General features: G+C 73.4%; 20 protein-coding genes. 10 read left to right on the top strand and 10 right to left on the bottom strand.

The annotated features are described in order from the left end of the window. Positions 1 to 93 precede the first annotated feature (93 nt). The 4 genes from ACIP98_RS21830 to ACIP98_RS21815 form a co-directional block, all read right to left on the bottom strand. Positions 94 to 759, bottom strand: a complete 666-nt coding sequence (locus ACIP98_RS21830; protein WP_401977520.1) for a response regulator — start codon at positions 757 to 759, stop codon at positions 94 to 96. Then, positions 752 to 1,945, bottom strand: a complete 1,194-nt coding sequence (locus tag ACIP98_RS21825; RefSeq protein WP_401977518.1) for a sensor histidine kinase — start codon at positions 1,943 to 1,945, stop codon at positions 752 to 754. Before ACIP98_RS21825 ends, ACIP98_RS21830 begins: the two co-directional genes overlap by 8 nt. 41 nt (positions 1,946 to 1,986) lie before the next feature. Beyond that, positions 1,987 to 2,523, bottom strand: coding sequence for a hypothetical protein (locus ACIP98_RS21820; protein WP_319664245.1), 537 nt, complete (start codon positions 2,521 to 2,523; stop codon positions 1,987 to 1,989). A 243-nt stretch (positions 2,524 to 2,766) separates the two neighbouring features. After that, on the bottom strand, positions 2,767 to 3,636 hold the full coding sequence (locus tag ACIP98_RS21815) for an alpha/beta fold hydrolase (RefSeq protein WP_401977516.1): 870 nt from the start codon (positions 3,634 to 3,636) through the stop codon (positions 2,767 to 2,769). Between the two features lie 375 nt (positions 3,637 to 4,011). Between ACIP98_RS21815 and ACIP98_RS21810 the strand changes: the two genes are divergently transcribed. From ACIP98_RS21810 to dhaM, 7 genes are all read left to right on the top strand, one after another. Next, positions 4,012 to 4,239: a type A2 lantipeptide gene (locus tag ACIP98_RS21810; RefSeq protein ID WP_319664242.1), complete on the top strand. Its 228-nt coding sequence runs from the start codon at positions 4,012 to 4,014 to the stop codon at positions 4,237 to 4,239. Positions 4,240 to 4,364: 125 nt separating this feature from the next. Next, positions 4,365 to 5,171 carry an HlyD family efflux transporter periplasmic adaptor subunit gene (locus tag ACIP98_RS21805; RefSeq protein ID WP_319664241.1) on the top strand — a complete coding sequence of 269 codons (807 nt, stop codon included), beginning with the start codon at positions 4,365 to 4,367 and terminating at the stop codon, positions 5,169 to 5,171. Positions 5,172 to 5,284: 113 nt separating this feature from the next. Then, on the top strand, positions 5,285 to 7,402 hold the full coding sequence (locus tag ACIP98_RS21800) for an NHLP family bacteriocin export ABC transporter peptidase/permease/ATPase subunit (RefSeq protein ID WP_401977572.1): 2,118 nt from the start codon (positions 5,285 to 5,287) through the stop codon (positions 7,400 to 7,402). A gap of 1 nt (position 7,403) precedes the next feature. Beyond that, on the top strand, positions 7,404 to 10,226 hold the full coding sequence (locus ACIP98_RS21795; protein WP_319664239.1) for an NHLP bacteriocin export ABC transporter permease/ATPase subunit: 2,823 nt from the start codon (positions 7,404 to 7,406) through the stop codon (positions 10,224 to 10,226). A gap of 462 nt (positions 10,227 to 10,688) precedes the next feature. Then, positions 10,689 to 11,681, top strand: a complete 993-nt coding sequence (dhaK, locus tag ACIP98_RS21790) for a dihydroxyacetone kinase subunit DhaK (RefSeq protein ID WP_319664238.1) — start codon at positions 10,689 to 10,691, stop codon at positions 11,679 to 11,681. Positions 11,682 to 11,702: 21 nt separating this feature from the next. Beyond that, complete coding sequence (gene dhaL, locus ACIP98_RS21785) at positions 11,703 to 12,371, top strand: dihydroxyacetone kinase subunit DhaL (RefSeq protein WP_319664236.1); 669 nt, start codon at positions 11,703 to 11,705, stop codon at positions 12,369 to 12,371. After that, on the top strand, positions 12,368 to 12,766 hold the full coding sequence (gene dhaM, locus ACIP98_RS21780) for a dihydroxyacetone kinase phosphoryl donor subunit DhaM (protein WP_319664234.1): 399 nt from the start codon (positions 12,368 to 12,370) through the stop codon (positions 12,764 to 12,766). Before dhaL ends, dhaM begins: the two co-directional genes overlap by 4 nt. Before the next feature lie 105 nt (positions 12,767 to 12,871). On the opposite strand, the gene ACIP98_RS21775 is transcribed toward dhaM, so the two are convergent. Next, a complete protein-coding gene (locus ACIP98_RS21775; RefSeq protein ID WP_319664232.1) occupies positions 12,872 to 13,129 on the bottom strand; it encodes a type B 50S ribosomal protein L31 in 258 nt (85 codons plus the stop codon). Positions 13,130 to 13,198: 69 nt separating this feature from the next. Further along, on the bottom strand, positions 13,199 to 13,363 hold the full coding sequence (gene rpmG, locus ACIP98_RS21770) for a 50S ribosomal protein L33 (protein WP_319664230.1): 165 nt from the start codon (positions 13,361 to 13,363) through the stop codon (positions 13,199 to 13,201). Between the two features lie 162 nt (positions 13,364 to 13,525). Between rpmG and ACIP98_RS21765 the strand changes: the two genes are divergently transcribed. After that, positions 13,526 to 14,614, top strand: coding sequence for a PP2C family protein-serine/threonine phosphatase (locus ACIP98_RS21765; RefSeq protein WP_401977513.1), 1,089 nt, complete (start codon positions 13,526 to 13,528; stop codon positions 14,612 to 14,614). A 34-nt stretch (positions 14,615 to 14,648) separates the two neighbouring features. Here ACIP98_RS21765 and ACIP98_RS21760 read toward each other — a convergent pair whose 3' ends face one another. The 3 genes from ACIP98_RS21760 to ACIP98_RS21750 form a co-directional block, all read right to left on the bottom strand. After that, positions 14,649 to 15,191, bottom strand: coding sequence for a PadR family transcriptional regulator (locus ACIP98_RS21760; protein ID WP_401977511.1), 543 nt, complete (start codon positions 15,189 to 15,191; stop codon positions 14,649 to 14,651). A 25-nt stretch (positions 15,192 to 15,216) separates the two neighbouring features. Further along, the gene (locus ACIP98_RS21755; protein WP_401977509.1) at positions 15,217 to 17,244 is read right to left on the bottom strand and encodes an FAD-dependent oxidoreductase; all 2,028 of its coding nucleotides are present in this window, start codon (positions 17,242 to 17,244) and stop codon (positions 15,217 to 15,219) included. Between the two features lie 82 nt (positions 17,245 to 17,326). After that, the gene (locus ACIP98_RS21750) at positions 17,327 to 17,722 is read right to left on the bottom strand and encodes a maleylpyruvate isomerase N-terminal domain-containing protein (protein ID WP_401977507.1); all 396 of its coding nucleotides are present in this window, start codon (positions 17,720 to 17,722) and stop codon (positions 17,327 to 17,329) included. A 74-nt stretch (positions 17,723 to 17,796) separates the two neighbouring features. On the opposite strand from ACIP98_RS21750, the gene ACIP98_RS21745 reads away from it, so the two are divergent. Then, the gene (locus ACIP98_RS21745) at positions 17,797 to 18,606 is read left to right on the top strand and encodes a helix-turn-helix domain-containing protein (RefSeq protein ID WP_319664222.1); all 810 of its coding nucleotides are present in this window, start codon (positions 17,797 to 17,799) and stop codon (positions 18,604 to 18,606) included. Between the two features lie 783 nt (positions 18,607 to 19,389). Further along, entirely contained in the window at positions 19,390 to 19,680 is a 291-nt protein-coding gene (locus tag ACIP98_RS21740; RefSeq protein ID WP_401977505.1) for a hypothetical protein, read from the top strand. 15 nt (positions 19,681 to 19,695) lie between these two features. On the opposite strand, the gene meaB is transcribed toward ACIP98_RS21740, so the two are convergent. Beyond that, a complete protein-coding gene (gene meaB, locus ACIP98_RS21735; RefSeq protein ID WP_401977503.1) occupies positions 19,696 to 20,679 on the bottom strand; it encodes a methylmalonyl Co-A mutase-associated GTPase MeaB in 984 nt (327 codons plus the stop codon). Position 20,680 lies beyond the last annotated feature (1 nt).

Raw genomic sequence — 20,680 nt, 5'->3', positions numbered from 1 at the left:
CCGTTCGGCACCCTTCGCCCTTCCCTTCGCTCCTCCTCGCCCCCCTTCGGGCCCCTTCGGCTCCCCGGGCTCCGTGCCTCCGCGCGACAGCGGTCAGGCCAGGCCCGCCGAGATGGCGCGGCGCACGGCGTCGGCCCGGTCCCGGATCCCCGCCTTGGCGAAGAGGTTGTTGATGTGGGTCTTGACCGTGGCCTCACTGATGAACAGCTTCTCGGCGATGGCCCGGTTCGGCAGCCCCTGGCCGATGAGCGTGAGCACCTCGCGCTCACGGGGTGTGATGTCCTCGGGCAGCGGCCGCGCCGGCTCCGGCGGCTTGGTGCGCACGGTGGCGAGGAGCCGGTCCTGGACCTCGCGGTCGAGCACGGACTGCCCCGCGGCGGCCGCCGCGATCGCGCGGACGATGTCCTGCCGGCCGGCGTTCTTGGTCAGGTAGCCACGGGCCCCGGCGCTCAGCGCGGCCAGGATCGAGTCGTCGTCGGCGAAGGTGGTCAGGACGACCACGGCCACCTCCGGGTGCTCCTCGCTGAGTCGCCGGGTCGCCTCGGTCCCGTCCATCACGGGCATGCGCAGGTCCATGAGCACCACGTCGACCGGCCCGGCGGCGACCGCGGTCAGCACCTCGGCCCCGTTCGCCGCGGCCGCGACGACGTCGATGTCCTCGGACAGGCCCAGCACGGCCGCGAGCGGCTCACGCACGGCGGCCTGGTCGTCGGCGACGACCACGCGCAACGGTCCGGGGTTGCCGGTCCGCTCACTCATCGGGGATCACCGCCTCCACCTGCCAGCCGCCCTCGTCCGGTCCCTCGGTGACCGGGCCCGCGGTGATCGTTCCCCGCAGCAGGGCGACGCGTTCACGCATCCCGATCAGCCCCATCCCACTTCCGGTAGCCGCGGTCACGGCGCGGGTCGCGGCACGATTGCGGATCCTCAGTGCCGTCGACGAAGCGGCGAACGTCAGCTCCACGCGGACCTCGCCGCCGGGAGCGTGCCGGGCGGCGTTGGTGAGGGCCTCCTGGGCGATCCGCAGCAGGTTCTGCGCCACCGGCGCCGGTACCTCGCGGACGGTGCCGGCGATGGCCAGCGCGTCGCGGTGGCCGGACGACTCGACCATCGCGGTCAGGCTCTCGACCAGCGGCAGGGCGTCCTCGCGCAGCGCGTGCACCGTCCACTGCGCCTGCTTCAGGCTGTCCCTGACCATGCTGTGCGCCTTGGCGTTGGCCTCCCGGACCCTGTCCAGGTCCCCGGTGTCGATCAGCGCGTCGGCGAGTTCCAGCTGCATGTTGATGCCCGCCAGCGAGTGCGCCAGTACGTCGTGCACGTCACGGGCGATCCGGCCGCGCTCGGTCAGCACGGCGGCCTGCGCCTCGGCCCGGGCGGCGCGTTCGGCGGATTCGGCCGCCGACAGGGCCGCCCGCACGGCCTGGTGGTGGCTGCGGTTGAGGATTCCGGCCACCACCGGGGTACCGGCGGCGAGACCCACGGCCCAGGGCAGCACCTCGTACCCCGGCCCGAGGCGGAGGTACAGGACGCCACCGCACAGCAGGCTGCAGAGCAGCGCGAGGGCCAGGGCCGGCCTGGTCTCCAGCCGGTACCCGAGGTGACCGCTGATGAAGAAGGCGAAGAGGTAGGCCGTTCCGAGGGTGGCGGTACCGATCAGCGCGGCCGCCGCGACGACGCCGGTCGCGAACCAGAGCAGAGCGGCCCGCTGGGGCACCTTCGTGTCGGGAAGGGCCCTGATCCCCAGCGCCGCGCAGTTGACCACGAAGAGGGCGAGCACCACCAGGCCGCGGCCGCTCAGGCCCATCGGCCGGATGGTCAGTGCCCCGGCGACGACGACCGCGGCCGGGATCACCCACTGCACCCGGCGGTCCCGCAGCGGAACCGGCCGCGGGCCGGCCCCCGGAGACGGGGCCGGCCCGGGCGACGGGGTCGTGGCTGCGGGCATGGCCCGACCATAGTCCACCGGCGATGTGAGCAGGCTCATCGTCATACCGCGTGGTCGAGCGCGGGCGCGACCGGCGCGGTCTGCCGCGCGCGGCTCACCATCCGGCCCCTGACGAAGATCGTGGCCAGCCGGGTGACCACCTCGGTGAGCGCCATGAGGACGAACGCGGCCACCCAGGCCTGGCTGCCGGTGATGTGGTGGACCGCGCTGAACCGGGCCACGTCGTCCGCGCCGCCGCCGTGCTCCACCCACATCTGGAAGCCCATGCGCGCGCCCATGCCGAGCACCCACAGCACCGCCGAGACCGCACCCGCCTTGATCAGCAGGTGCTCGCCGACGGGCCGGATCCGGGTGTACACACCGCCGGCGACGCCGAGCGCGGCGCCGACGCCGACCAGGGCCCCGATCAGCACCAGGTCGTTGCCCGCGGTGGGGATCGAGTCGAGGTACGTGTGGGCCACGAAGGCCACGATCCCCAGCGGGATCAGGAACGAGGCCGGGCGCAGACGGTCCTCCCGCAGTTGCCGGAAGACGACGAGGATGAGGGCGATGTCGGTGATCCACTCGGTTGCTGTCATGCCCGTAAGCCTGCTGCGGCACGGCCCTGCGCACCTGGACCCAGGGGTGGAACCCGGGGTGGAGATCGACCTCATCGACGGCTTCCGGCGCTCCGGCGGGGGCCCCGGGCACGGCACTTCCCCCCGGCCTTCGGCCCGGGGGAAGTGGGCCTGGTGTGGTCCGAGCAGCCGGCCACGAGAACGGCTGACGGCTCCCCGCCGTACGATGCGCCGCAGGTGGCGGCGCCTGCGCGGACAGAACGCCTAGGACTCCCCCGCCACCGCCCGGCGGATCGCCGACGCGAAGATCGCCGGGTACTCCACCGGCGCGAAATGCCCGACCCCGTCGACGGGTTCGAGGGTGGCGTCGGCGAAGAACTCCGCCAGCCGGTCGGACCACTCGCGGGGGAAGAGCGGATCGGACTCGGGCCACAGCACGGTGGTCGGCACGGAGATCCGCTCCTCCGCCGGGGGTGCCTCCTCCGTGAGGGCGTTCGCCACGGTTCCCGCACCCGCCCGGTACCAGGCCAGGGACGCGGTGAAGGCGCCCGGCGGGCCGTAGGAGGTGACCAGGCGGTACAGCCGCCCCTCGTCCGGGGTGAAGGACGGCCCCGACCAGTGCGTCCAGAAGTACCGCAGGTAGGCACGCACGGCCATCGGGTCCCCGTCGATCAGCTCCTCGGAGAGCGGGAGCCGGTGGAACCACTGGTACCAGAACTCCCGCTGCGCGCCCGGTTCGAGGATGCGTCGCCCGGTCCCCGGCAGCGGCGGGGTGACGACGAGCGCGCGCACCTCGTCCGGATGGTCGCGCGCCACCGCCTGCGCGATGCGGCTGCCGATGTCGTAGCCGGCCAGCACCGGCCGCTCCAGGCCCAGTTCGCGGACCAGCCCGATGACGCCGCGCGCCTGGGCGGCCGCGCCGTACTGCTCCGCCGGATCGGCGGCGTGCTTGTCGGAGCCGCCGAAACCCCGCAGGTCGGGGACGATCACATCGCAGGAGCCGGCCAGCAGGGGGACCACGTCGTGGTAGTCGCCGCGGTCGCCCGGCCAGCCGTGCAGCAGCACGACCGGCGCGCCCGCGCCCCAGCGGTCGTAGGCGAGCCGGAATCCGTCCACCGGTGCGCTGTGGGGCATGCCAGACCTCCCGGGCCGAGTCGATCACCGGGTGCCACGCTACCCGCCGGTGCATTACCTCCGGTAAATCTGCACACCGCACACGCCGACGACATAACGCGCCCGACCGGCCGTCCGGTTCGCCCTCCCACACGCGACCTTTGATCCGGAGTGCCCGGTTCCGCCGAAAGCGGGCCATCACCTCCGCGTGAAGAAGTTGACACCAAGCCGTGGGAATTCGGGAACACCCGTGAAGTCGACAATCCGAACTCCATTCGAACACCCACTCCGTCAATTGGCTGGGCCACGCGGCCCCGTGCTTGGATCCTCAGCGGTGGCGGGAGGTCCTCCCTGATTCGCCACTCGATATCTGTCAGCACGAAGGGAAGCACCATCATGAACTTCACCCCGCAGGTCGAGACCCGCGAGATCTCCGACGCCGACCTCGACAACGTCTCCGGTGGCCTGGTGGGCGGTCTGGTCAGCAACGTGACCGGCACCGTCGACTCCATCGCCCCGGTCTCCGGCACCGTCGCCGGCGTGGTCGGGACGGTCGAGGGCCTCACCGGCGTCAACACCGGTGCGGTCACCGGCCTGGCCACCGGCCTGGTCGCCGGCCTCTGAGACGGCACCGCAACCGTGGGCCCCGGCAACCTCCCTACCGGGGCCCACGGGCGTGCCCGGACCCGGTGTCCCGACAGTCCCCGACAGCCCCCGATCGCGGGGAATGCGGCTGAGGGAGGAGTCCCGTGCAGTTCCGCCAGAAAGCCCTCACCAAACTGCAATCGCCCGAGGAGCTCGATCTCCCGGTGCGTTTCGCAAAACCGCGCGGCGTGCTCGTGATGTCCGTCACGATTGTCGTGGCGGCCGCCGCCGCATTCTGGGCGGTCACCGGTTCTGTCGCATCAAAAATGGACGCACCGGGAATTCTCACGCACGGCCAGGGCAGTTATGTGCTGCAGAGTCCGGTGGCCGGACAGGTGACCCGGGTGTTCGCCGAGGAAGGCGGCCGGCTGGCCGCGGGCGCGCCCCTGCTGAAAGTGCACACCCCGGACGGCGACGTCCTGATCCGCACCGTGGCCGCGGGCCGGGTGACCGCGCTGGCGGCCACCATCGGCACCGTCGTCACCGTCGGCACCGACGTCGCCGCCGTGGAGCGCGTCGCCCATGCTGGCGACCCGCTGACGGCCACCTTGTACGTGCCCGCCGGCAGCGCCTCCACGGTGCCGGTAGGCGCCGCGGTCGACCTGACCGTCGAATCCGTCTCCCAGCAGCGCTACGGCGTGCTGCGCGGCCATGTGCAGTCCGTGGGCCGGACGGCGCAGACGACCCGGCAGATCACCGCTTACCTCGGGGACAGCCAGCTCGCGCAGGCCTTCGCGCGCGGCGGGCGCCCGGTCGCGGTCCAGGTGCGGCTGGACACCTCGCGGCGCACGGAGTCCGGGTACGCCTGGTCGTCCTCCGACGGCCCGCCGTACACGCTCGACTCCATGACCCTGGCCGGAGGCGCCGTCCACCTCGCCGCCCAGCGCCCCCTCGATTGGCTGCTCCCGTGACCGCGACCGCTCCCCCGCCCCAGGTCGGCCACCGGCGGGGGGACACCCGCCCCCGGCCCAAACCGCGCAAGCCGCGCCGGTACCCGTCCGTGCGCACCCCCACCGTGCTCCAGATGGAGGCGGTGGAGTGCGGCGCCGCCTCTCTCGCCATGGTGCTCGGCCACTACGGGCGGCACGTTCCGCTGGAGGAGCTGCGGATCGCCTGCGGCGTCTCCCGCGACGGCTCCCGGGCCAGCAACCTGCTCAAGGCCGCCCGCGGGTACGGTCTGCGCGCCAAGGGCATGCAGATGGAGACCGCGGCGCTGAGCGGGGTGCGCGCACCGGCCGTCCTGTTCTGGGAGTTCAACCACTACGTCGTCTACGACGGCATGGGCCGCAGGCTCGGCCGCCGCGGCGTGCACGTCAACGACCCCGACAAGGGCCGCCGTTTCGTGCCCCTGGAGGACTTCGACACCAGCTTCACCGGCGTCGTGCTCACCTTCGAGCCGGGCCTGGACTTCCAGCGCGGCGGGCGCAGGCCCGGCGTGCTGGCCGCGCTGCCCGCCCGGCTGCGCGGCACCGGCGGCACCCTGCTGACGGCGCTGCTGGCCAGCCTGCTGCTGGTCGGCGTGGGTGCCGCGCTGCCCGCGCTCAGCCGCACCTACATCGATCTGTTCCTGATCGGCCAGCAGACCTCGCTGCTCGGCGTGCTGTTCGCGGCGATGGGCACCATGGTGGCCCTCACCGCGGCGCTCACCGCGGTGCAGCAGTCCAATCTGTTGCGCGGCCGCATCATCTCCTCCACGCTGGGCAGTGCCCGCTTCCTGCGCCACCTGCTCCGGCTGCCGGTCGCCTTCTTCACCCAGCGCAGCCCCGCCGACCTGGTGCAGCGCCTGCAGTCCAACGACGCCGTCGCCGAGACCCTCGCCCGCGACCTGGCCTCCGCCGCGGTGGACGGGATCGTGGTGGTCCTCTACGCCCTGCTGCTGTGGAGCTACGACCCCCAACTGACCGTCCTGGGCGTCGGGATCGCGCTGCTCAACGTCGTGGCCATGCGCGTCGTGGTGCGGCTGCGGGCCACGCGGACGCAGAAGCTGCGCGCCGACAACGCCCGGCTGACCAACACCGCCTACACCGGCCTTCAGTTGATCGAGACCATGAAGGCAACCGGCGGCGAGAACGGCTACTTCCGCCGCTGGGCGGGCCAGCACGCGGTCACGCTGGAGGAGCAGCAGCGGCTCGGCGTGCCGAGCGCCTGGCTGTCGGTGGTCGCCCCCACGCTCGCGACGCTCAACAGCGCGCTGATCTTGTGGATCGGCGGCCTGCGGGCGGTGGAGGGCCACATCTCCATCGGCCTGCTCGTGGCCTTCCAGGCGCTGGTCACCCGTTTCACCGCTCCCGTGACCCGGCTCAACGGCGTCGCGGGACGCATCCAGGACTTCTCCGCGGACGTCGCGCGGCTCAAGGACGTGGAGAACTTCCCCGTGGACGCGCTCTACTCACGGCCGGAGGCCGAGGCGGGCACCCGCCGACTCAAGGGCCATGTGACGCTGGAGGCCATCACCTTCGGCTACAGCCCGCTCGACAAGCCGCTGCTGACCGGGTTCTCGCTCTCGGTCGCCCCCGGGCAGCAGGTGGCGCTGGTCGGCGGCTCCGGCAGCGGCAAGTCGACGGTCTCCCGCCTCATCTCGGGTCTGTACAGCCCCTGGGAGGGCGTGATCCGTATCGACGGGCAGCGCCTGGAGGACATCCCCCGCAGCGTGCTCGCCGCGTCCGTCTCCTTCGTCGACCAGGACGTCTTCCTCTTCGAGGGCACGGTGCGCGACAACGTGGCGCTGTGGGACCCGTCCATCCCGGACGAGGACGTGGTGACCGCACTGCGCGACGCCGCCCTGTACGACGTGATCGCCCGCCGTCCCGGCGGCATCCACAGCCGCGTCGAGCAGGACGGCCGCAACTTCTCCGGCGGGCAGCGGCAACGGCTGGAGATCGCGCGGGCGCTGGTGCGCCGCCCCAGCATCCTGGTGCTGGACGAGGTGACCAGCGCACTGGACGCGACGACCGAGCAGCTCATCATCGACAATCTGCGTCGGCGCGGCTGTGCGTGCGTGGTGATCGCGCACCGGCTCAGCACCGTGCGGGACAGCGACGAGATCGTGGTGCTCGACCACGGCTCCGTGGTCGAGCGCGGCCGGCACGAGGACCTCGTCGCCGCGGGCGGCGCCTACGCGCACCTGGTCAAGGAGCACTGAAGTGATCCCCGTACAGCCCGCGGAGGCCACCGGCGACCCGGTGATCGCGGCCCTCGGCGGCCTCGGCGCGCCGGTGGACTGCACGGGACTGCGCAGCCTGTCCCTGGAGGGGCCGCACGTCCTGTGGCTGGTGGTGGCCGGCTCCTTCGACCTGTTCGCCGTGGACGCCGCCCAGCAGGGCCACTGGCACTTCCTCGGCCGGCTGGAGGCGGGCACCCTGCTGCTGGGCCCCGTCGAGGGCCCGCAGCACACGCTCGTCGGCCGTCCGCTGCAGTCCTGCGTCCTGCACCGCATCCCGCTGCGCGAACTGCACCGTCCCGGGTACGCCGGGGACTGGACCTACGACACCCAGGAGCAGACCCTCAGCCTGCTGGAGCACGCGTTCGCCCTCGGTGTGGGCCGCAGTCAGCGCGTGCTGTACGAGGCACCGCTGGACGGCCGCACCACCGCGGACGAGGCCGTGGCCGACGACGACATCCTGTGGCTGCCCGTCGCACCCGGCGGCGTGCAGTACGGCGCCGCCTACAGCTCCGAGGCGGCGGGCGACCTCCTGCTCGACGGCGCGATGTGGCAGGGCATGGTCAACCAGCAGTACCGGCTGCTGTCCACCCTGGACCGCTGGATCGAGCGGCTGGAGCAGGCCCACGAGGACCGCACCGCCGCCGGCATCCGCGCCGGGGAGGCCGTCCGCCGGCAGGCCGACCAGGCGCTCCTGGCGTCCATCGCCCGCTCCCGCAAGGCGCCGTCGCGCACGCCCGCGGCCTCGGACGACGCGACCTACGCCGTCTGCCGGGTGGTCGCCCGCGCCGCCGGGATCACGCTCGCCTCCCCGTCGGCGAGCGGCGCGGTCAGCGACCGCGTCGACCCGGTCGAACGGGTCGCGGTCGGGTCCCGGGTCCGCACCCGCCCCGTACGTCTCGACGGCCGCTGGTGGCGGGAGGACTCCGGCCCCCTGGTCGGCCACCGGGCCGCCTCGGGGATGCCGGTCGCGCTGCTGTGGCGGCGGGGCGGCTACGACGCGGTCAACCCCGCGAGCGGCAGCCGGATCCGCGTCACGGCCGACAACGCCGGGGAGTTCGCCCCGCGGGCGGTGATGTTCTACCGGCCACTGCCGGAACAGCCGCTGCGCCCCTGGCCATTGCTCCGCTTCGGCATGCGCGGCACCGGCTCCGACCTGCGCGCGCTCATCATCAGCGGGCTGGTCACCGTGCTGCTCGGCGCGCTGGTGCCGATCGCCACCGGCCAGGTGCTCGGCCGTTACGTGCCCGGCGCGGAGACCGGGCTGATCGTGCAGGTCTCGTGCGCGATCATCGTCAGCAGCGTGGTCTCGGCGGCCTTCATGCTGCTGCAGAACCTCACGCTGCTGCGCGTCGAGGGCCGCATCGAGGCCACCTTGCAGCCCGCCGTCTGGGACCGGCTGCTGCGGTTGCCGACCTCCTTCTTCGCCGAGCGGTCGACCGGCGAGCTGGCGAGCGCCGCGATGGGCGTCAGCGCCATCCGCCGCGTGCTCGCCGGCGTCGGCCCGGTCGCCGTGCAGTCCGGCACGGTCGGCGCGATGAACCTCGTCCTGCTGCTCGTCTACAGCGTCCCGCTGGCCCTGGTGGCGATCGCGATGCTGATCGTGATCGCCGCCGTCTTCCTCGGCCTCGGGCTGTGGCAACTGCGCTGGCAGCGGCAGCTGGTCGAACTCGGCAACAAGCTGAACAACCAGGCGTTCCAGACCCTGCGCGGGCTGCCCAAGCTGCGTGTCGCGGCCGCCGAGAGCTTCGCGTACGCGGCATGGGCACGGGAGTTCGCGCGCAGCCGGGACCTCCAGCAGCGCACCGGGCGGATCAAGAACCTCACGGGCGTGCTCAACGCGGTCTATCTGCCGCTGTGCTCGCTGCTGCTGTTCGTGCTGCTGGCGGGACCGGCCCGCGGCTCGCTGTCCGCGAGCGGTTTCCTCACCTTCAGCACCGCCGTGACGATGCTGCTCACCGCGGTCACCCAGCTCACCGGCGCACTGGTCTCGGCGGCCGCCGCGCTGCCGATGTACGAGCACATCAAGCCGGTGCTCGACCAGGCCCCCGAGGTGCGCGGCGCCAGCACCCAGCCCGGGGAGCTGTCCGGGTCGATCGAGGCCCGCAAGCTCTCCTTCCGCTACTCGGAGGACGGCCCGCTGGTCCTGGACGACGTGTCCCTGGAGGTCGGACCCGGCGAGTTCGTGGCCGTCGTCGGGCCCAGCGGCTGCGGCAAGTCCACGCTGCTGCGCCTGCTCATCGGCTTCGACCGGCCCGCCGCGGGCAGCGTGCTGTACGACGGGCAGGACCTCGCGGCCCTCGACCAGGCCGCGGTCCGCCGGCAGTGCGGCGTCGTCCTGCAGAACGCCCAGCCGCTGACCGGCTCCATCCTGGACTGCATCTGCGGGACCGAGAGCTTCACGCAGGAGGAGGCCTGGGAGGCGGCCGCGATGGCGGGCCTCGCGGAGGACATCAAGCGGATGCCGATGGGACTGCACACCATGATCTCCGGCGGCGCCACGGTCTCCGGCGGCCAGCGGCAGCGCCTCATGATCGCCCAGGCACTCGTCCGCCGTCCGCGGATCCTCTTCTTCGACGAGGCCACCAGCGCGCTCGACAACGAGACCCAGCGCGTCGTCATGGAGAGCACCCGCGCGCTGCGCGCCAGCCGCGTCGTCATCGCGCACCGTCTGACCACGGTCATGGACGCCGACCGGGTCGTCGTCATGTCCGACGGCCGCGTCGTCGAACAGGGCCGTCCCGCCGACCTCCTGGCCAACCCCGAGGGCCGGCTCCACGAACTCGTCCGCCGTCAGCTGGCGTGATCACGACGGTTGCCGACGGCCGGCCGTGATCCGCCCGCACACCGGCCGCGGTTGCCGCCCGGCGATGCCGGCGGCGCGCGGGGCGGTGGCCCCCGCGTGATCGCCCCGGCCCGTCCGGCCCGGGGCGGAGCACCACCCCTGACCGGGAGGGTGGTTGCCTCATGCGCCCCAGGCGCACCGCCCGCCCGCCGGTGGGCCGCCTGCTCGTCGAGCGCGTGCCGTCCGCCGTGTGCCGGGCCACCCGGCCGTCCCGGCGGCGGTGCGCCCCGGCATGGGCCCGGCCCGTCTCGCGCCTCGCGCCCTCCGTACCGGTGACGACCGGCACGGAGGGTACCCGGCCGACGGCAGGGGGTGACCTGCGTCGAGGAAGTCCGAAGGGGCCGCAACGGGCGCGGCGATACGCCTGCTCATGGTGCGGCAAGTTCGTACGCTTGTCAGAGCAACCTCAGACGGAGGGTCCCCATGAAGATGCTGATCAACGTCCCCGAGACCGTGGTGGCCGATGCGCTGCGGGGAGTGGCCGCCGCGCATCCGGAGTTGACGGTCGACATCGACAACCGGGTGGTGATCCGCAAGGACGCGCCGGTCGCCGGCAAGGTCGGCCTGGTGTCGGGCGGCGGTGCGGGGCACGAACCGCTGCACGTGGGCTTCGTGGGGCACGGGATGCTGGACGGGGCCTGTCCCGGGGAGGTCTTCACCTCGCCGGTGCCCGATCAGATGGTGCGGGCGGCGGCGGCCGTCGACAGCGGCGCGGGCGTACTGTTCATCGTGAAGAACTACACGGGCGACGTGCTGAACTTCGACATGGCCGCGGAGCTGGCCGAGGACGAGGGCATCCAGGTCGCCAAGGTTCTGGTCAACGATGACGTGGCGGTGACCGACAGCCTCTACACAGCCGGCCGCCGCGGTACCGGCGGCACGCTGTTCGTGGAGAAGATCGCCGGAGCGCTGGCCCAGGAGGGCGCGCCGCTGGAGCGCGTGGAGGCGGTCGCACGGCAGGTGAACGAGGTGACGCGGAGCTTCGGCGTGGCGCTGACCGCGGTCAGCACGCCCGCCAAGGGCAGCCCGACGTTCGATCTGCCCGCCGGGGAACTGGAACTCGGCATCGGCATCCACGGGGAACCCGGCCGGGAGCGGCGGGCGATGATGACCTCCGGGGAGATCGCGGATTTCGCGGTCGACGCGATCCTGGACGACCTGCGCCCGAGTGGGCCGGTCCTGCTGCTGGTCAACGGCATGGGCGGGACACCGCTGCTGGAGCTGTACGGATTCAACGCCGAGGTGCACCGGGTGCTGGCGGCCCGTGGCGTCGCGGTGGCCCGCACGCTGGTCGGCAACTACGTCACGTCGCTGGACGCGGCGGGCGCCTCGGTGACGCTGTGCCAGGTGGACGACGAGCTGCTGCGCCTGTGGGACGCGCCGGTGAGCACACCGGCTCTGCGCTGGGGCGCCTGAGAAGCAGGAGGAGCACGACAGATGAGCGAAGGACCGTCCACCGGACCGGCGGCGATAGACGCGGGCTTCATACGCCGCTGGCTCGCCGCGGCGGCCTCGGTGATCGAGCGGGAGGCCGACCGGCTGACCGAGCTCGACTCCCCCATCGGTGACGCCGACCACGGCGCCAACATGCGGCGCGGCTTCATCGCGGCCCGCACGGCCGTCGAGAAGGAGCCGCCGGACACCCCCGGCGACGTCCTGGTACTGGTCGGCCGGCAGTTGATCAGCACGGTCGGCGGCGCCTCGGGACCGCTGTACGGGACCCTGCTGCGCAAGGCCGGCAAGGCGCTCGGGGACGCGGAGCGCGTCACGCCCGAGCAGTTCGCCCAGGCGCTGGGGGCCGGGGTCGACGCGGTCGCGACACTGGGCGGGGCCGCGCCGGGCGACAAGACGATGGTGGACGCGCTGGCCCCGGCCGTCGAGGCGCTGTCCTTCGCGCTCGACAAGGGCGCGGGGCTGGCGGAGGCGCTGTCGGCGGCCGCCATCGCCGCCGAGGAGGGCGCGATCGCCACCACGCCCCTGGTGGCGCACAAGGGACGGGCGAGTTACCTCGGCGAGCGCAGCGCGGGTCACCAGGACCCGGGGGCGACCTCCTCGGCGCTGCTCGTCGGCGTCCTGGCGATGACGGCGCGGGGGGACGCGGGATGACCGTGGGTGTGGTGCTGGTGTCGCACAGCGCGAGGGTCGCCGAGTCGGTCGCGCACATGGCCGCCGGTCTGAACGGCGGCGGGGCCAAGGTGCCGGTGGCCGCCGCGGGCGGCACCCCCGACGGAGGGCTCGGCACCGACGCGGAGAAGATCACCGCGGCGGCGCACTCCGTCGACCGCGGCGAGGGCGTGGCCGTCATCGCCGACCTGGGGAGCGCCGTCCTGACGGTCAAGGCCCTGCTGGCCGACGGGGACGAGCTGCCACCGCGTACCCGCCTGGTCGACGCGCCCTTCGTGGAGGGCGCGGTGGCCGCGGTGGTCACGGCCTCGGCGGGTGCGGATCTGGACGCCGTGGTGGCGGCGGCCCAGGAGGCGTACACCTTCCGCAAGAGCTGATCCCGCGGTCCCCGCGGGGTGCCCCGGAGACGGCACCGGCCGCCGCGGTGATCCGCGACGGCCGGCCGTGCTGCTCGCTGCTCCCGTACTTCCCGTGCTCCGGCGTCAGCCGCGCGCGGCGGCGCGTCCGTAGCGGCGCTCGAAGCGCTCGACGCGGCCGGCGGTGTCCATGACGCGGGCGTTGCCGGTGTAGAACGGGTGGCTCGCCGAGGAGATCTCCACGTCGAACACGGGGTAGGTGTTGCCGTCCTCCCAGACGACGGTCTTGTCGCCGGTCAGCGTGGACCGGGTGAGGAAGGCGCGGTCCGCGCTGCGGTCGCGGAAGACGACCGGGCGGTAGGCGGGGTGGATCGCGTGCTGCATGACGCTCCTCCAGTCGGTGCGGTGGGACGGACGGCTACGGTCGCGGTGCCGGGCGGTCGGGCGCCGGGGTCAGCGCTCCTCGCGGAACGGCACGTGGCGGCCGACGGCCGGGTCGTACTTGCTGAGAACCATGCGGTCCGGGTCGTTGCGCCGGTTCTTCCGGGTCACGTACGTCGTGCCGGTGCCGGCGGTCGACCGGAGCCTGATCACCGGGCGCTGCTCGCTGCGGGCCATGAGCGGGTCCTTTCTGCCATCGCAATGGTTTTCATTTCCACCGGATGTACCCCTCAACGCGGGGCACCCCGCGCTCATTCCCGCACTCCCCGCCCGATGCGGCGACCATGGAGGGAGGCGCCGCGGGCACCCGCCGCGGCGGTGACAGGAGGGCTGGCGACCATGGCCCGCGACCCCGCCCCACAGCACCCGCGGCCCCTCCCGCTGCCCCGGTGGGCCTGGTGGTTCCTCGCCGCCTCGTACGCACTGATCGCGGCGTGCGTCGCCGTCGACGTCGTGAGCGGGCCGGAGACGACGCTGGCGCCGGTCCTGGCGGCGCTTCCGGTGCTCGCCGGGGTCAGGGCCCGCCGGGCCCGCGTGCCGCTGCTGGCGGGCGTCGTGGCGATCGGCCTGGTCTTCTTCCTGGCGGCGGCGAACAGCGGGGTCCCCTCCCTGGTGCACGTCACCTCCGCGGTCTCCGTGCTGGCCGTGACCTTCACCATCACCGGCGCCGTCGTCCTCGTCACGGCCAGGGAGCGGGAACTGGCCCAGGTCCGCGGGGTCGCCGAGGCCGCACAAGGGGCGCTGCTGCGCCCGCCACCGCCCCGCGTGGGCGGGCTGGAGGTGGCCGTGCGCTACGTGGCCGCGGAAGCGGAGGCGCGGATCGGCGGGGATCTGTACGAGGTCGTGGAGACCGACTTCGGCGTGCGCGTGCTGCTGGGCGACGTCCGCGGCAAGGGCCTGGAAGCCGTCCAGACCGCCGCCGACGTGCTGGGCGTCTTCCGGGACGCCGCCCGTTCCGAACCCGGCCTCGACGCGGTGGCCGCCCGGCTGGACGGCGCGCTGGTCCGCCGCGGCGCGGGCGAGGAGTTCGTCACCGCCGTGCTGCTGACCGTGCCGCCCTCCGGCCACACCGCCGTCCTGGCCAACTGCGGCCACCCTCCGCCGCTGCTGCGCCACGACGCAACCGTGACAGAGGTGACGCCCGAGGTGTACGCGCCGCCGCTCGGGCTGCTGCCGCTCACCGGCGGCCACTACCGCCCCCAGTCGGTCCCCTACCGGCCGGATGACCTGCTGCTCCTGTACACCGACGGGGTCTCCGAGGCGCGCGACCGGCACGACCGCTTCTATCCGCCCGCCGAGCGGGTCGCGGACATGGCGGAAAAGGACCCCGACGCGCTGCTGGACCGCGTCCTGACCGACCTCCACGCCTGGACCGGCGGCGGGCTCGGCGACGACGCGGCACTGCTGGCCCTGCGCCGCGTGCGGTGACCGGGCCGGACGCGCTCCCGGCCCCCCTCGCGGCTCAGGCCGGGTCCATGGTCCCGACCTCGTCCAGCGCCTCGCGAAGCCACTGCGTCCAGAACGTCTCCAGCTCGATGCCCGCGCGCAGCACGAGATGCCGCAGCCGGTCCTCGTCCGCCACGCGGCCGGGCGGGAAGTCGCGCCGCTCGATGTCCGTGTACTCGGCCAACTGGGCCTCGTGCAGTGCCAGGTGCCTGCGCAGCTCCCCGGCGAGACCGCGGCCCCCCACCACCGCCGCGGCGCGCATGCGCAGCAACAGCGGGTCACGGATGGGCCGGGGGTCCTCGACGGTGCCCACCCAGCCGGCCAGCTCGTCCCGGCCTGCGGGCAGCACCTCGTACTCCTTCTTCTGCCCCCGGGCGGGGTGCGCCGCGGGCAGGGCGCGGATCAGGCCCGCCTCCTCCAGCCGACCGAGTTCGCGGTAGATCTGCTGGTGCGTCGCCGACCAGAAGAAGCGGATGGAGCGGTCGAAGCGGCGCGCCAGCTCCAGCCCCGAGGACGGCTTCTCCAGAAGGGCGGTGAGGATGGCGTGCGGGAGGGACATGTCCGCATCCTACGGACGGGGCGCGTCACAGGGCCGCGGCGACTTCGATGCCCTGGCGGACGGCCCGCTTGGCGTCGAGCTCCGCGGCCACGTCGGCGCCCCCGATGAGGTGGACACCGTAACCGGCGTCGCGCAGCGCCTCGTAGAGGTCGCGGCGGGGCTCCTGCCCGGCGCACAGGACCACGGTGTCGACGGGGAGCGTGCGGCGCTCGCCGTCGACGGTGATGTGCAGCCCGGCGTCGTCGATCCGGTCGTAGGCGGCGCCCGCGACCATCGTGACGCCCCGGTGCCTGAGCTCGGTGCGGTGGATCCACCCGGTGGTCCTGCCCAGGCCCGCGCCGACCTTGGTCGTCTTGCGCTGCAGCAGGTGCACCGTGCGGGGCGGCGCGGGCCGCTCGGGTGCCCGCAGGCCGCCCCGGTTCGCGTAGCCGGTGTCGACGCCCCAGTGCCGGAAGTACGTCTCGGGGTCACGGCTCGCGTCCTCGCCGCCGTCGGTGAGGAACTCGGCCACGTCGAAGCCGATCCCGCCCGCGCCGACGATCGCCACCCGCTCGCCCACCGGGGCGTCGTCGCGCAGCACGTCGAGGTAGCTCAGCACGCTGGGGTGGTCCACGCCGTCGATCTCCGGCATGCGCGGTGCCACGCCGGTGGCGAGCACCACCTCGTCGAAGCCGGGGTCGTGCGCGGCCAGCGTGTCCGGGGTCACGACGGTGTTCAGGCGCAGTTCCACGCCCTCCTCGGCCAGCCGGGTGCGGAAGTAACGCAGTGTCTCGTCGAACTCCTCCTTGCCGGGGATCCTGCGGGCGATGTCGAGCTGCCCGCCGATCCGGTCGGCGGCGTCGAAGAGCGTGACGGCGTGGCCGCGTTCGGCCGCGGTGACCGCGCAGGCGAGTCCGGCGGGCCCGGCGCCGACGACGGCGACGCGCTTGCGCAACCGGGTCGGCCGGAGGACGAGTTCGGTCTCGTGGCAGGCCCGCGGGTTGACCAGGCAGGTGGTCAGCCGGCCGCTGAAGGTGTGGTCGAGGCACGCCTGGTTGCAGCCGATGCAGGTGTTGATGGCCTCGGCGCGGCCCTGCTCCGCCTTGGCGACGAACTCGGGGTCGGCGAGCATCGGACGGGCCAGGGAGACCATGTCGGCGTACCCGTCGGCGAGCAACCGCTCGGCGACCTCGGGGGTGTTGATCCGGTTGCTGGTCACCAGCGGCACCGAGACCGCGCCCATGAGCCGCTTCGTCACCCAGGTGTACGCGCCGCGCGGCACGGAGGTGGCGATGGTGGGGATGCGTGCCTCGTGCCAGCCGATGCCGGTGTTGATGATCGTGGCACCGGCCGCCTCGACCGCCTTGGCGAGGGCCACGACCTCCTCCAGGGAGGAGCCACCGGGGACCAGGTCGAGCATCGAGAGCCGGTAGACGAGTACGAAGTCGGGGCCGAGCCGCTCGCGGGTGCGGCGGACGATCTCCAGCGGGAAGCGCGTGCGGTTCTCGAACGACCCGCCCCAGCGGTCCTCTCGGTGGTTGGTGCCGGGCGCGACGAACTCGTTGATCAGATAGCCCTCGGAGCCCATGATCTCGACCCCGTCGTAGCCGGCCCGGCGGGCGAGTTCCGCCGCCCGCACGAAGTCCTCGATCGTCTCCTCGACCTCGTCACCGGTGAGGGCGTGCGGGACATGGGGGCTGATCGGCGCCCGCAGCGCGCTCGGGGCGACCAGTTCGGGGTGGTAGGCGTACCGGCCGAAGTGCAGGATCTGCATCGCGATGCGTCCGCCCTCGCGGTGCACGGCCTGGGTGACCACGGCGTGCTGGTCGGCCTCGTCCTCGGTGGTCATACGGGCGCCGCCGGGATACGGGCGGCCGGGGTCGTTGGGGGCGATGCCACCGGTGACGATCAGGCCGACGCCGCCCCTGGCGCGTTCCGCGTAGAAGGCGGCCATGCGCGCGAAGCCGTCCTCGGCCTCCTCCAGGCCGACGTGCATCGAGCCCATCAGGACGCGGTTGGGGAGGGTGAGGAATCCGAGGTCGAGCGGGCGCAGCAGGTGCGGGTAGCGGCTCATCGGGGTCTCCTCGGACGGCGGCGCGACGGGATGCCGGTCATGCGGTCAGTCCTTTGTAGACCACCCGGAGAAGATTCTGCAACTAGTTGCATAAGATCCGGTGCCGCACGTTCCACGCACGGCGCTCACGACGCGCGCAGGGTGGCGGGTCCCGGATCAGCCGGTGCCGAGGCCGTCGATCAGGCGGTTCAGGAATCGCGTGAACGTCGCTTCGGCGGTGAGGGGGCGTCCCGGCGCGGCAAGGGCCTCGGCGAGCTCGGGGTGCCGTCCGTCGGCGGCGACGGGAGAAGTCCGCCTCCTGCCTCCCCGCGATCGCCCGGAAGCCGACCACCACGTGGAAGAGGTGGTTCAGCAGGTCCCGCACGTCGTACTCCGCGCACGGCGTCGGCGCCGCCAGTTGGTCGTCGGGCACTCCTGTCACCACGGGCAGCGCCCGGTCGCGGGCGGCTCCGAGCAGTTCACTGATCGTTTCCGTCATGCCGCGACGCTACGGCCGGAGGCGGGCGCACGGCTTGAAGAAATGCGACACCCGGCCGCCGTACCATCGGCCTCATGGCCGGTCAGGACACGCCGCGGCGCGACACCCGGGGCATCGTCGGCGCCCCGGAACTCTTCGCACGCGTGCGGTTCCGGCGGCGCGCCCCCGCGCCGGAGCTGCGACCGTACCTGGAGCACTACTGGCTGATCGACTGGGACCTGAGCGAGCCGTACGCCTCGCACGTCGTGCCGCACCCCTCGGTCAACGTCGTCTTCCAGCGCTTCGCCGGCGGGCCGGACCTCGGGGAGGTCGCCGGCATCGGACTGGAGTTGTTCACGCAGAAGCTGGAGGGCGCCGGGCGGGTGTGCGGGATCCAGTTCCGCCCGGGCGGCTTCCGGCCGTTCGCGCCCGCGGTGCCGGTGTCCCACTGGACCGGCCGCCGGGTCGGGCTGGACGAGGCGCTGCCCGGCCGCGCCACCGCGCCCGGCGCCGTGCTCGGGCCGGACGAGGAGGACGAGCGGGTCACGGCGCTGGACGCCTTCCTGCTCTCCCTGACCCCCGCGCCCGATCCCCAGGCCGACCTGGCGATGGCCCTCGCCGAGCGGATCCGGCACGACCGCGGAATCGTGCGCGTCGACGCCTTCGCCCGCGCCGAGGGACTGTCGGTGCGCTCGGTGCAACGCCTGTTCGCCTCGCACGTCGGCGTCAGTCCCAAGTGGGTCATCCTCCGCTACCGCATCCACGAGGCCCTGGAGCGCGCCGAGTCCGCGCCGGCAGTGGACTGGGCGGGGCTGGCGGCCGAGCTCGGCTACAGCGACCAGGCCCATCTGGTCCGGGACTTCACGGCGACCGTGGGGGTCCCCCCGACCGCGTACGCGGGCTGACACTCCCGCCGGGGTGTGCGACGGCACGGTGGTGCCATGCCACGGTCGGCGAGCGAGCGATGCGAGGGGGAGCCCGCCCCGGGCGGACTCGTCCTGGTGCGGGAACTGCTGAACACCTCGCCCGCCGGCCGGCCCCGGCAGCCGGACCTGCCGGACACCGTCGACTCCGTGCGGCGCCGGCTCGATCGGTCATGGACGAGTGGACGGCGGCCTCTGGCCGCACCCCGGGCGCGGGCTTCCTCCTTGTGCGGGAACGGCCCCGGGACATCCCCCTTCGCCCTGGACACGCCCGCCCGGGAAGCGCCCGTCGGTCCGGTCGGCGCGGCAGGTCTCCCGCTCGGTGCCCGCACGGCGGCGGCGCTCGCCGGGTGCCCGTCGCGGCGCGCGTGGCGGGCGCCTGGGCGGACCTGCGTGATCCCCGCGTGCGGGCGGTCGTCCAAGTGACGCCGGAGGCAGGCGGTTTCGTCACCCCGCGGAGCCCGGCGACGGTGCGGGTGCCGGTGGAGATCCACCGCGACGGAGCGGACACACAGTGAATCCGTAAACGGTCGGCACCAGGCGGTGAGCGGCCACTCGGCCCGCCCGGGCGTCCGGCACGACGACCTCTTCGCGCCGGAACCCGCCGATCCGGCCGTCCCCGGCGGGCGGTTACCAACTCCTGACCTCCGAACACGCGTCGGGGACACCCTTGAGCGGGCACACCCTTCCGTAGGGCACGAATACGCCCGTTCCCGCAGACGTACGCATGTGTCGTCGCATCCTGCGACAAGGGAGACGATCCCCATGGCAGAGCCAGCGATCACCCCCCGACTGACCCCGATCCCCATCGACGGAACGACTCCGTGCGGGCGCCTGGAGACCGGTGCCACGCGGCCCTGCGGAGGCCCGGCCGAGTGGCACGTGCAATGGCTGCCCGGGCACGGGTCGTTCGCGTGCGGCCAGCACATGGCGGAGGCGCGGCGGCTGTTCGCGTACATCGACCGGCATCGCGTCGGCCCGGACTGCAACATGCCGGGCGCGCTGTGGGCGACGGGGCGCTGCGCGGTGCCCCGGGGCCAGGCGAAGGCGGCCTGACCCCGGGGCCGCCCGTCAGCCGGAGAAGGCGTCGAGGATGCGCTCGGCCGCCGAAGTCGCCGTCAGCGTCCCCTCGCGGACCTGGCGTTCGACCTCCGGGGCCACGCGGCGTACACCGGGGTGGTCGCGCAGCCGGCCCAGCAGTTCGTCGCGGACCATGCTCCAGGCCCACTCCATCTGCTGGTCGCGGCGCTTGGCCTCCAGCCGCCCGTCGGAGTCCAGCAGCGCGCGGTGCCGCTCCAGGCGTTCCCAGACCACGTCGAGGCCGGTGTCCTCGCGGGCACTGCAGGTGAGCACCGGCGGGGTCCAGGCGGCGTCGGCGGACTGCATCAGCCGCAGGGCGCCGGACAGTTCGCGGGCCGCGGCGCGGGCGTCGCGCTCGTGCGGGCCGTCGGCCTTGTTGACGGCGATGACGTCGGCGAGCTCCAGAACGCCCTTCTTGATGCCCTGGAGCTGGTCGCCCGAACGGGCCAGCGTGAGCAGCAGGAAGGAGTCGACCATGCCCGAGACCGCGGTCTCGGACTGGCCGACGCCGACGGTCTCGACGAGCACGACGTCGTAGCCGGCCGCCTCCACCACGACCATCGACTCGCGGGTCGCCTTGGCGACGCCGCCGAGCGTCCCGGCCGACGGGGACGGCCGCACGAAGGCCGCGCGGTCCACCGACAGCCGTTCCATCCGTGTCTTGTCGCCGAGGATGGAACCGCCGGTCAGGGTGGAGGACGGATCGACGGCGAGCACCGCGACCCGGTGGCCGAGGCCGGTGAGCATCGTGCCGAAGGCGTCGACGAAGGTGGACTTGCCCACCCCGGGCACTCCGCTGACGCCGATCCTGCGGGCCTTGCCCGCGTGGGGCAGCAGCTCGGTCAGGAGGCGCTGGGCGAGCTCCCGGTGGTCGGGCCGCGTCGACTCCACCAAGGTGATGGCGCGCGCGATCCAGGCCCGGGAGCCGTCCAGCACGCCTTTGACGTAGGCATCGAGATCGATGATGGGCGGCATG

This window comes from Streptomyces sp. NPDC088354, from assembly GCF_044753585.1.
In the GTDB taxonomy this organism is placed as follows: Bacteria; Actinomycetota; Actinomycetes; order Streptomycetales; family Streptomycetaceae; genus Actinacidiphila.
Note: the sequence above shows the minus strand (reverse complement) of the source record. Positions and strands in the feature narration are given on the sequence as shown.